The organism is Chloroherpetonaceae bacterium, from assembly GCA_033763895.1.
GTDB lineage: Bacteria > Bacteroidota > Chlorobiia > Chlorobiales > Thermochlorobacteraceae > JANRJQ01.
Genome location: JANRJQ010000010.1, coordinates 966559 through 978158 on the forward strand (window position 1 = coordinate 966559; position 11600 = coordinate 978158).

General features: G+C 42.2%; 8 protein-coding genes and 1 tRNA gene. 3 read left to right on the forward strand and 6 right to left on the reverse strand.

From position 1 onward, the window contains the following. Positions 1 to 18: 18 nt before the first annotated feature. The 3 genes from gyrA to SFU91_12315 all read right to left on the reverse strand — a co-directional run bounded on the left by gyrA (position 19) and on the right by SFU91_12315 (position 5597). Positions 19 to 2514, reverse strand: coding sequence for a DNA gyrase subunit A (gene gyrA / locus SFU91_12305; protein MDX2129807.1), 2496 nt, complete (start codon positions 2512 to 2514; stop codon positions 19 to 21). Positions 2515 to 3248: 734 nt separating this feature from the next. After that, positions 3249 to 4109, reverse strand: a complete 861-nt coding sequence (locus tag SFU91_12310) for a Bro-N domain-containing protein (protein ID MDX2129808.1) — start codon at positions 4107 to 4109, stop codon at positions 3249 to 3251. A 348-nt stretch (positions 4110 to 4457) separates the two neighbouring features. After that, positions 4458 to 5597, reverse strand: a complete 1140-nt coding sequence (locus SFU91_12315) for a DUF4263 domain-containing protein (GenBank protein MDX2129809.1) — start codon at positions 5595 to 5597, stop codon at positions 4458 to 4460. A gap of 789 nt (positions 5598 to 6386) precedes the next feature. On the opposite strand from SFU91_12315, the gene SFU91_12320 reads away from it, so the two are divergent. Then, complete coding sequence (locus tag SFU91_12320) at positions 6387 to 6821, forward strand: hypothetical protein (protein ID MDX2129810.1); 435 nt, start codon at positions 6387 to 6389, stop codon at positions 6819 to 6821. Between the two features lie 88 nt (positions 6822 to 6909). On the opposite strand, the gene gltX is transcribed toward SFU91_12320, so the two are convergent. Beyond that, a complete protein-coding gene (gltX, locus tag SFU91_12325; protein MDX2129811.1) occupies positions 6910 to 8430 on the reverse strand; it encodes a glutamate--tRNA ligase in 1521 nt (506 codons plus the stop codon). A gap of 165 nt (positions 8431 to 8595) precedes the next feature. On the opposite strand from gltX, the gene SFU91_12330 reads away from it, so the two are divergent. Further along, a tRNA-Asp gene (locus tag SFU91_12330) sits at positions 8596 to 8669 on the forward strand. A gap of 41 nt (positions 8670 to 8710) precedes the next feature. Here the strand turns inward: SFU91_12330 and SFU91_12335 are convergent. Then, on the reverse strand, positions 8711 to 8935 hold the full coding sequence (locus tag SFU91_12335) for a DUF167 domain-containing protein (GenBank protein MDX2129812.1): 225 nt from the start codon (positions 8933 to 8935) through the stop codon (positions 8711 to 8713). Then, positions 8919 to 10373, reverse strand: a complete 1455-nt coding sequence (locus SFU91_12340; protein ID MDX2129813.1) for an FAD-linked oxidase C-terminal domain-containing protein — start codon at positions 10371 to 10373, stop codon at positions 8919 to 8921. Before SFU91_12340 ends, SFU91_12335 begins: the two co-directional genes overlap by 17 nt. Positions 10374 to 10442: 69 nt before the next feature. On the opposite strand from SFU91_12340, the gene SFU91_12345 reads away from it, so the two are divergent. Beyond that, positions 10443 to 11600, forward strand: a 1158-nt coding sequence (locus SFU91_12345; GenBank protein ID MDX2129814.1) for a hypothetical protein, incomplete at its 3' end; no start/stop codon positions are given.

Below are 11600 nucleotides of genomic sequence, written 5' to 3' on the forward strand. Positions count from 1 at the left end.
CAAACAATTTGGTGAAGGTTATTCCTTTCCTCCAAATAAGTCGTCGGGTTCGGGTGCAGGTGCAGCAGAAGGCGTTTCATTGCCGTCTTCTTCCTCTTTCGGAACTCGAGCAACAGCAGCGATGGTATCGCCATCTTCCAATCTGACCAATCTCACGCCGCTGGTATTTCTACCCATTACCCGAATATCCGCGACATGCTGCCGATTGACAATCCCGTTGTTGGTCACGATAATCAGATCATCGGAATCCGCGACTTCAAGCATCGTGACAAGGCTGCCGACCTTATCATTTTCCTTAAGTGTAATCACGCCGCTTGCACCGCGCCGTGTCATGCGGTATTCCTCGAGCGCACTGCGTTTTCCGTAGCCGAGATTCGTTACCGTAAGAAGCGTAATGTCTTCGTGGCGCGTTGTCACCATTGCAACGATGGCTTCCTTATCATCAAGTTCTGCACCTTTCACGCCAATCGAATTTCTTCCCATCGGGCGAACTTCGGACTCGTGGAAACGAACCGCATAGCCGGAGTTTTTAGCTAAGATAACTTGATGGTTTCCATCCGTGAGCTTGGCTTCGATGAGCGAATCGCCATCTTCAATGTTGATGGCAATGATGCCCGTCTTTCGTGGGTTTGAATATTCCGTAAGAGGCGTTTTTTTGATGATGCCGTTCTTCGTTGCCATCAAAATAAACTGCGACTCCACAAATTCTTTCACACTGATAAACGCGCAAATCGATTCCCCTTCTTCCAATTGAATAATATTGGTTATCGAACGGCCTCGCGCGGTGCGGCTTGCTTCGGGGATTTCATACACCTTCAGCCAATAACATTTTCCCTTTGTCGTAAAAAAGAGAATGTAGTGATGAGTAGAGGCAATAATAAGATGTTCGATAAAATCATCTTCTTTGGTGGCACCGCCTGAAATGCCTTTTCCGCCCCGACCTTGACGGCGATAGGTGTCCACCGGCGTGCGTTTAATGAAGCCGTTATGCGTGATGGTGATAATCACATCTTCTTCTTTAATAAGGCTTTCCATCGAAAATTCATCGGTCTGATAAATAATCTCTGTGCGGCGTTCATCGCCAAAGTCTTTTCTCACTTGAATCAATTCCTCTTTTACGATCTTCATCTGAAGTGCTTCGTTCGCCAAAATTTCTTTCAATTCGCCGATGAGCTTAAGCACTTCGCGATATTCGTCTTCGATTTTTTGGCGTTCAAGTCCTGTGAGGCGTTGCAAGCGCATATCCAAAATTGCTTTTGCTTGAATTTCGGAGAGCTTGAACCTTTCCATCAAGGTGGTGCGGGCATCGTCGCCGTCTTTTGCGGCACGAATGGTTTTAATGACTTCGTCTAAATTATCTAAGCAAATTTTAAGCCCTTCGAGAATATGGGCGCGTTTTTCGGCTTCGGATAAATCAAACTTCGTGCGGCGAATAATAATCTCGTGGCGATGCCGAATGTAATAGTGCATCATCTCTTTCAGATTAAGCACGCGAGGCACACCATCAACAAGCGCAAGCATAATCACGCCAAATGTTTCTTGCATTTGCGTATGCTTGTAAAGATTATTCAGCACCACTTGCGTGACAGCCCCTTTCTTCAATTCAATCACCACGCGCATGCCATCTTTATCGCTCTCGTCATTGACGCCGGAGATGCCTTCCAATTTTTTATCATTCACCAAATCAGCAATCTTTTCTAAAAGCCGCGCTTTATTGACTTGATAAGGAAGCTCGGTGATGATAATCGATTCACGGTCGTTCTTTTGATTGACTTCGATCTTCACTTTGGCACGGAGCGTAATTTTTCCACGACCGGTTGTGAACGCTTCTTTTACGCCGCCGTATCCATAGATAATTCCGGCCGTAGGGAAGTCGGGCGCTTTGACATGCTTCATCAATTCTTCAATCGTAATCTCACGGTTATCGATGAAAGCAATGAGTCCATTGATGACTTCGGTTAAATTATGAGGTGGAATATTCGTGGCCATACCGACGGCAATCCCCGATGAACCATTCACCAAAAGGTTCGGGAAGGCCGAAGGCATTACCGTTGGCTCCTCGAGTGAATCATCGAAATTGGGTGCAAAGTCAACCGTATTTTTATCGAGGTCGCGCAGCATTTCAGCGGTGATTCGCTTTAAGCGGACTTCGGTGTAACGCATTGCTGCGGGCGCATCGCCATCAACCGAGCCGAAATTTCCTTGCCCGTCAATAAGCGGATAGCGGAGCGAAAACTCTTGAACCATTCGAACGATGGTATCATAAACGGCGGTGTCGCCGTGCGGGTGATACTTTCCGAGAACCTCTCCAACGATACGCGCCGATTTTTTATATGGCCTTCCGGCTTGAAGCCCCAATTCGCTCATGCCAAAAAGGACTCGGCGATGAACGGGCTTTAGGCCGTCGCGCACATCGGGAAGGGCGCGGCTAACAATGACGGACATCGAGTAATCGATGTACGAATCTCTCATTTCGTCTTCGATTGTAATCGGTACAATTCTTTCGCGTTGCATGTGAAAAGTGCAAAAGGTTAGGCCCAAAAAAAGCACTTGGGCGATAAAAATTTCAAGCGGCAAATATACAAGAAGAATGGGGAATAAGCAGGTCTTGAAAACCGGAAGAATAAAAAAAGTATGATTTTCTTCTCAGTGAAATTCGCAATGCAGAAACGGGTTGGACTATAACCAAAAGACTCTAGAATTGGATTAAGAGAATGAGGTGGTTTGATTTTATTTAAGTTATAGGTTTTAAGTTTAGAGAGAGGTTTGGTTAACCCTCCTTGTCATTTATTTTGAGCCAATCTCGAAACATCCACACCGGCAAATCTTTGAAGATTTCACAATAGTTTGAATTTTGTGTCTGTTTAGGGTGGTAGCAAAGGCAAATCATTTTACTCTTGTTCTCACAACGAGGCTAAAAATACTAAAAAATTACTCTCGTTCTTAAAACGAAGGTAAAAATTACTCTCGTTCAATTTTCAAAAGGGTATGCGTTCTTTGATAGCGGTGAATCGGCTATGCGCTCGGGTGTGTTTAGCTTCGCTAACTTTCAGTTCGGTGCACAAAGTTTCATATTCATATTAAAGATCAATAGAAGCATAAAGCACCAAAAATGCACAGCACCAGCTTGACGAAAACTGATGTTGGCGGCTATCCTTCTATTTTTTTCCTTATTGTCTCTTGGTTGTACGTTGGGACAGACGCACTCCTTGCCAAGATTTGGTCTGTGCATTGGCTTTCGTTTATTGCTAATCCCCATTTTTCTTTTTGGCTATTTGCTTCGCTTGAGGGAGTGCTTTCAAAACATCTTTGGCATTTAATTCAGACACCACTTTTTTTCCTGTTTTCGCTTCCAGTTCCATCCTTGCCACTTTAGCCACATTACCGCCTTCTTTAGCTACCTTTTTACTTTCTTCAAAATCTTTTGGGTTGGTTGCGGCAGAAATATCTTTTGTTGAAGCCTCTGCCAGCATATTCAAAATCAGCTCTGTATTGGTCATGTTATCCCTTAAATTCTCTTTTTTCAAGCCTTTCAAAACCTTATACTCTTTAGTGGTTTTATCGCTCCAAGCCTTGATAATAATATCGGTGAGTGTAGCAAATTGTATGCCTTCTTTTAGTCCTCTCTTTTTCCATTCATCAGTTAGTTCTTTGCGTATTTCAATGCTTTTTAGCCGTTGGTTTATCCAATTTTCAGAATACCCTAATTTCAGGTATTGCTCCAAAGCCCTGTCTATACTTAATTCAGGGTCTTGAATTTCGTCTAAACGCTCGGCTGCGACTTGCGCTAACCACAATTTAAATGGCTCTGCTTTGGGTGATGGAATGGATTGTATTAAGCGGAACAGTTGCTCTGTGTCGGCTACATCGGTTTGGTAAAATTTACCATCTGAAGATTGCATTTTCAGTTGTCCGATTTTTTCGGACAACTCACTGCCTTCCTTCTTTAACTTGGTTTTGAGGTCGCTCCAATACTTTCTTGGTCGGTCAGTTCCGGTTAATATTTCAATTACATCCACAATAGAAATATACCACTTCTCTTGCTCGGCATCCCAAAGGGTGCGCACCTGCTTTTCTTCAAAAATTTTGATTGCAGTTTCTTTACTCATGTGATTTAATGGGATGCGTTCTCAATAATTTTTATTTCTTCTTGTGTCAATTCGTAAGCTGATAAACCAATTGGTCGATTTGGTCTTTAAGTCAAAAATGTCGGCCGATAGATTTTGTTTCATTATTGATAAAATTTGATCTACGAAAATCAAAATTAAAATATAATAATAAATGAAAATCAAAACCGGAATGTATTTAAAATAAAATAAAAAAAAGATGTATAATATTGTTAAATTCATTTTCTATTAAGAACACAAAACTCCAAGTTTGCACGTCAGCCCGCCTGACGCATAACCCGTGTTAGCAGTAGGCCTTATTTCTGAATGGGAGGTTACCTTCTTCATCAATTATATTTTTTTGTCAGTTTTTGTTTGTGTCTTGTTGTTAACAATAAACTCCGCCCGCTTATACAACTCGTCAAATGTAATTATTTCAGGATTTTTTGTGTTTCGTCTGTAACTTTCAAAACAACTTACAATGCTTTCTTTCTTTACCAACTCATTTGTATTGCCAATTATTAGAATACCTTTAGGTTCAACTGTAAATGTGTTGTCTTTATCTAATATTCTTGTGTTTTCACTTCTTTGAGAGTCTATGCTCCAAGTCCTACAATTCACTTGAATTTGAGAAATTGCTCCCAATAGGTCGGAACTAAGTAACCAAACATCGTTTCTTGGATTTTTTACTTGTCTTGGATCTGATTTAGTGTAGCTTAAAAGTTTTGTAGCGGGTGTTTTAATCTCTACTAAAACGGTAAAATGCGAATCTGCATCAGTCCGCATTAAAAAGTCGCCCTTCTGGCTTCCAGTTCCTTTAAAAGTTCTGCCGCCGTAGTCTGGCTGGTCTTCTAATAGGTGCAGAAATTGGTAATTTAATCCATATCCAAAAATCCAAACATTATTTGTAAAAAACTCTTGCCAAAAAGATTCGACCGCATTATTTGATTCTAAGTTTTCTCTAAATGTATTAAGTGATGCTCTTCTGTTTGTCTGAATTCTTGCCAATGATAATTTTGTTGCTAAGTTAGGATTTGAAGAGATTAGCTCATTCCAAACTTCTTGACCGTAATTTTCTTTTAAAAGTCTTTCTATAACCGTTTTTCTGTCTTTTGGGACTTTTATTATCTCATCAGCTTTCGCAATTGAAAACTCCTGAATACCATATTTCACGCCTTCTTTGTCAACTAACGCGTAAAGTTTTGTGAGTTCGTCATAAATCTTTCTTGTGTTTTTACTATCAAGGTTTATCTTAACACCTTCGCCACCTTTTAACGAGTTTAAGTTGATACTTTCAATGTTTTCCCATTCGTCATTTCTCTTTTTACGTTGGTGAACTATTGTAATTCCAACTGTTTCACCAACATCTTTTTTCTTGTCATTTAGGTCAACAATAAGAACCTTTCTTGTCGTTGTGTTTTCTTCAATAACAATGGGTTCTGCAAGTCTAGCAGAGTAAAGAGAAGTGCTTACAGTTTTATAATTATCCATCTATTTTCGTGTTGGTTTAGGCTTACTGCTAGCAATAGGATAAACAAATCACCTCAAAATCCCCAAAAAACATTCGTATAACCACCCAGTTTATAATGTTAATATGAAATAAAATTGAAACATTCGTAAAACCGCTTCTTATCTCGCACTCACACCAATATCTTAAATTGTCTCAAAAATGATACGCTGTTAAAACAAGAATTTGCTTTATAGCCGAAATGAAGTGCAGTGTTCATTGGTTAAGGCTTTTCAGTATAGAATCGATTGAAGGAACAAGGATTTTAGAATTTAAGAAAGGGGAAAGTATTTTGCAAGAGGATTTTTGAGGGCGTTTGAATCTTCAAAAGATGTTCATACAATTTATGTTTAACTTCACGCATCAAGTATTATCAATGTAAATACGAGCCGATTGGTTACTTTAAGTTCTACATCATTTTTTCGTTTTATACAAGTTTCCTCGGAATGTTGAATAGTGTTGATTCGCTTGGGTCCAAAGCAGTTGTGAAATGTTTGCTTTGTAAGGAGGAAATACTTAAAGAACTTCTTACTATCCAAAGTGATTCTTTATTGAACAAAAACAATCTTATGTCTGCCAAAGAAGGAATCCAAACAGTTCGCGACCATTTCTCTAAAATCAATCCTACATTCATAGTCATGCGGAAAGAGTATTGGAAATTGCGGCGTAGGTTAATCGAGTGATTGTAGACAAACTTGTGCAAAAATTCTTACAAATCAAGATTTAGAAATTTTAAATTTACTCTTTAATTTTTTTAAAATTGGAGAAATAATATGAAGAATAGAAAGTACGACATTATTCTTGTGTTTATAGTAACCATTTTTATGAGTTGCAATACAGAAACGGATATGATTTATCATTTTGAGACAATTTCATTCTCTCAATTGCCAATTAAGGCTGATTCAGGTTTTTATGTCTTGGATAATTTTGATAATATTAATTTTGGTTCTTCGTATGCGAAACGCGCAGCCGATTCAATTATCACAGAATTAACAAATGCTTCAGTTAAATTTGATACCGCTTGGGTACAGTCGGGAGAAAGTGAGTGTGGTTCTCTTCAAGTTATTGTCTTCCCTAGGCTTGTTATCAAAACTTTTTCTTCATCGCCAATAGTTTTAGATAAATTTGGTTTTGTTCCTTATGACGGCTTAATTCAATTTTGGAATTGCTGGAATGTTACCTATATGCGGTATTCAAGAAAAAAATAAAATGTTTAAATGTAAATCGTCCTAATAATTACTGAAATAGAAATGGGGCGCTAAGCCCCAATTTAATTTTGCCAAAAAATTCAATCTCTCAAACATTCACGCCCGAAATTTCAATCTCCTTTGCCGCTCGTTTCAATCGCCTGACGATTGCTTCTTTCCCGACGAGTTCCATCATGTGGAAAAGCGAAGAACCAATCGTGCTGCCTGTTGCGGCAAGGCGAAGCGGCTTGGAGAATTTCCCCAACTTCACGCCTTTTTCCTCTGCAAATGCCTTTAAGGCCGTTTCAATGCTTTCCGCAGTAAAAGTGGTCAATCCTTCCAAGGTTTCCGCGGAGGCAAGAATCAACGCGTTCGTTTCGGGTGTCCAATCTTTTTTGATGGCATCGGCGGGGTAGGTTTCGGGGTCAAAGAAATAGTAATTGCTAAATGAAACAAAATCGTGCACAAAATCCACGCGCTCCTTCATTTGGTGTGCCACCTCAGCCAAATAGGGTATTGAAGTGATGGTTTCTTTTGGCAACGAAGTCGGTTTCTTTTCAAGTTCCGCTTGCAAGAAGGGAAGAATCCGCTCTCCAAGCGATTCATTCGTGGAGCGGCGAATATGCTGCTTTTCAATCCACGCCAGTTTTTCGAGATTGAAAATCGCGCCCGATTTTCCCACATGTTCAAGCGAAAATTGCGCAACAAGTTCCTCCATTGAAAAAATCTCTTGCGTTGATCCTTCGCCCGGGTTCCACCCCAAAAGTGCTACAAAGTTAATCAACGCTTCTTTGCTATAACCTTTCGCGCGGTAATCTTCAACCGCTACATCACCTTGCCGCTTCGAAAGCTTTGTCCGATCTGGATTTAAGAGCAATGGTAAGTGAGCGAAAACGGGCTTTTCCCAACCGAAGAAATCGTAGAGCAAAACATGTTTCGGCGTTGAGGAAAGCCACTCTTCACCGCGAATCACATGCGAAATTTGCATGAGATGATCATCCACCACCACGGCCAAATGATAAGTTGGGAAGCCATCGGCTTTGAGCAGCACTTGATCATCCAAAGTGCTTGATTCAAACTCAACCGAGCCGCGCACCACATCATCGACTTTCACGGTGATATTATCCGGCACTTTCATTCTGATGACAAATGGTTTACCGCTTTCCAAGGCTTCGCGCGTCATGCTTGCAGGCATTGAGCCGCCCATATCTTCAGGCAACCACTTACGGTTATACTTGGGTTGCATGCCTTGCTTTTGCTGAAGTTTGCGAATCTCTTCAAGCTCTTCCGGAGGCATAAAACAGTAATAGGCTTTTTTCTCTTCGACAAGTTGAAGGGCATATTTTTTGTAAATCTCTAAACGCTGAGACTGTGTGTAAGGACCATAGTTTCCGCCGTTGAGCGGGCTTTCACTTGGGGCAATGCCTGCCCAAGCCAAGACTTTTTCAATGTTTTCGGCCGCGCCTTCTACTAACCGCGTTTGGTCAGTGTCTTCGATGCGAAGTATAAAGGTGCCGCCATTTTTTTTGGCGAAGAGATAGTTGTAAAGAGCGGTTCTCAATCCGCCAACATGAACATAGCCGGTTGGCGACGGCGCAAATCGAGTTCGAATCGGTTTCGACATAGTCATAAGTGTCCGTGGCGCTTGATATGGACGCGCGTTTAAGACAAGATGTGATTGTGTTAAGAAAAATTTTGGAAAAAGTTTTGCAAAATAACGCTTGACCGCTATATTTGCACTCCTTTTTTGAAGAAACTTTCTGAATTCCTTTGTTTTGAAAGTTTTTGGATAAGTGGAGCTGTAGCTCAGTTGGTTAGAGCGCCTGCCTGTCACGCAGGAGGTCGCGGGTTCGAGCCCCGTCAGCTCCGCAAATCCCCATCGTTAAAGCCTTTCCCCATAATCATCTTTCCTAATTAATCTCCACGACTTTCATCCGCCCCGAAATTCCTTTTTTAATCGAAATATGCCCTTTTGGAACATGAAAGTGTTCTGAGATCAACTCAATCAATTCATCATTGGCTTTTCCATCAACGGGCGGCGATTTCAGCGCGGCTTTCCAAACCGAATCCGTTTCTGTGGGCGGAAAAAGAGCCTGCTTTTTCGCGTTCGGTTTTACCTTAATGGTGATGATCATGATGGGGTGAATAACCGCCTGAAGCCGGAATATGGCGTTCGCATTTCGATTTAAAGAAATGTGAAGTGTCGAAAATCTTCCCCGGATTAAGAATATTCGCTTCATCAATCGAGGCCTTGAATCGGCGCATGAGTTCTACTTGCGTATGTCCGGCCGCTTTTTCGAGATACTTCTTTTTCGCGATTCCCGTTCCGTGCTCTCCTGTTATAGTTCCGCCGAGCGAGACGGCTTTATCAAATATTTGTTCGAAGAATTGCTCGCTTCGCTTGATTTCATTGGCATCGCGCTCGGTTATCAAGCAAGTGGGGTGAAGGTTTCCATCGCCCAAATGGCCGAAATTCCCGACAAGCAAATTCAATTCGCTCGCTTTTTCAATGGTGAATAACAGCATTTCAGGAAGATGGCTTCGGGGAACACTCGCGTCTTCAAGGATGGTGGTTGGCTTAAGCCGTGCAAGTGCGGAGAAGGCGGATTTCCGGGCTTGCTTAAGTTTTTGGGCTTCGATGTTCGATTCAGCCAATTTACTGAAGGTTGCACCCGCTTTTTCTGCAATGGAGAGCGTGGTGGCGGTATCGTCATGAACCTCAGCAGGATGACCGTCGAGTTCGATGAGTACCAAAGCGGTTAGTGATTCCGGCAATCCGATTTTGGTATAAGATTCCACCGCTCGAATCGTGGTGTTATCTAAAAATTCGAACATCGCGGGGGTGATTTTTGAAAGTGCGAGCGACGCGACAAATTCGCCGACGCGTGCAATCGAATCGAAATGAAAGAGAATCACTTGCGAGGTCTTTGGCTTTGGAAGCAGCCGCAGAGTAGCCTTTGTAATAACTCCCAAAGTGCCTTCGCTGCCAATGAAAACATCTTTCAAATTCAAGCCTTGAACATCTTTGATGGAGTGATTGCCAAGTGTGATAAGTTCGCCGCTTGGGAGCACGACATCGAGAGTCATGACATAATTTTTGGTAACGCCATATTTCAGTCCTCGTAAGCCGCCGGCGTTTTCCGCAATGTTTCCGCCAAGCGTTGAAATGGTGGCACTGCCGGGGTCGGGCGGATAAAACAAACCGTGTTTTTCCACCTCGTTTTGCAATACGGCTGTTATGACACCGGGTTCAACCGTGCAGGTCATATTCACTTCGTCAATTTCTAAGATCCGATTCATTGGCGGGAAGAGCAGCACAAGCGAACCTTTGCTGGGAATGCTGCCGCCGGAAAGTCCCGAGCCCGAACCACGAGGAACAATGGGCAAGCCGGATTCCGTCGCAAGTTTTAGAATAGCGGAGACATGTTCCGCAGAGCGGGGAATAGCAATAGCTTCGGGGAGTTCGCGAAAAAGCGGGGTGGCGTCGTAGGAATAAAGGTGTTTATCGAGTGCTGAATCGAGAAAATTCTCACTCCCAACGATGGATTTGATTTTGTTTAAGACACTTAACACAATAATTTAGATACTAAATAATGAATCCCCTTGCTGCTAAAGCGGGAATAGACTGATCCAATTCACACAATGATAACAAAAGATACTGCCAAAGCCCTAATTTCGGAACTCGTTACCCGCTTTGATGAACAATACGAAAGCTACAAACGCGGTGAATACAACGAAACCCAAACCCGCCGCGACTTTATCGACCCCTTCTTTGAAGCCTTAGGCTGGGATGTGAGCAATAAAGGCGGTTATGCCGAAGCCTACCGCGAAGTCATTCATGAAGATAAAGTCATTGTTGCAGGTGCAAAAAAGGCACCCGATTATTCCTTCCGGCTGAGCGGTGGAAAAAGACTTTTTTTTGTTGAAGCAAAAAAACCCTCCGTTCATGTCAAAGAAGCTATCGACCCCGCTTATCAAGTTCGCCGCTATGGCTGGAGCGCGAAACTCCCCATCAGTGTGATTACCGACTTTGAAGAATTCGCCGTCTATGACTGCACCATAAAACCCAATGCTACTGATAAAGCCGCGACAGCCCGCATCGAATACCTTACCTACAAAAACTACCTTGAGAAATTCGATTTTCTTTGGGATGTCTTTAGCAAGGAGCGCGTCTTAAAAGGCAGTTTCGACCAATTCATAAAAGGCAACAAACACAAAAAGGGAACGGCAACCGTTGATAAAGACTTTTTGGCCTCACTCGATACTTGGCGAACCGCACTTGCCATTGATATCAGCAAGCACAACAAAATGCTCAATGAAGATGAAATCAACTTCGCCGTTCAACAAACGCTCGACCGTATCATTTTCCTTCGCATTGCCGAAGACCGTGGGATAGAGGAATATGAACGCCTGAAAACAGCCTTAAAGGCAAAAACTCATTACGAAGGGCTTTACCGCCTCTTCTTAGAAGCCGATGCGAAATACAATTCCGGGCTGTTTGATTTTAAGAAGGATAAACTCAGCAAAAACCTCATCATCGAAAACAAAACTTTAGAAGGTATTCTCGAAGCCCTGTATTACCCCAAATGCCCTTATGAATTTTCGGTGATTAGTGTGGAAATTTTGGGGAGTGCTTATGAGCAATTTCTGGGAAAAGTCATCCGCATTACCCAAGGGCACAAAGCCAAAGTGGAAGAAAAACCCGAAGTGCGAAAAGCAGGCGGCGTTTACTACACGCCCGAATACATTGTGGAATACATTGTTGAACACACGCTCGGCAAATTGCTTGAAGGAAAAACA

Excerpts from the sequence above, each read along its gene's own strand:
- gyrA (MDX2129807.1), bottom strand. The coding sequence starts at position 2,514 with ATGCAACGCGAAAGAATTGTACCGATTACAATCGAAGACGAAATGAGA.
- SFU91_12310 (MDX2129808.1), bottom strand. The coding sequence starts at position 4,109 with ATGAGTAAAGAAACTGCAATCAAAATTTTTGAAGAAAAGCAGGTGCGC.
- SFU91_12315 (MDX2129809.1), bottom strand. The coding sequence starts at position 5,597 with ATGGATAATTATAAAACTGTAAGCACTTCTCTTTACTCTGCTAGACTT.
- SFU91_12320 (MDX2129810.1), top strand. The coding sequence starts at position 6,387 with ATGAAGAATAGAAAGTACGACATTATTCTTGTGTTTATAGTAACCATT.
- gltX (MDX2129811.1), bottom strand. The coding sequence starts at position 8,430 with ATGACTATGTCGAAACCGATTCGAACTCGATTTGCGCCGTCGCCAACC.
- SFU91_12335 (MDX2129812.1), bottom strand. The coding sequence starts at position 8,935 with ATGATCATCACCATTAAGGTAAAACCGAACGCGAAAAAGCAGGCTCTT.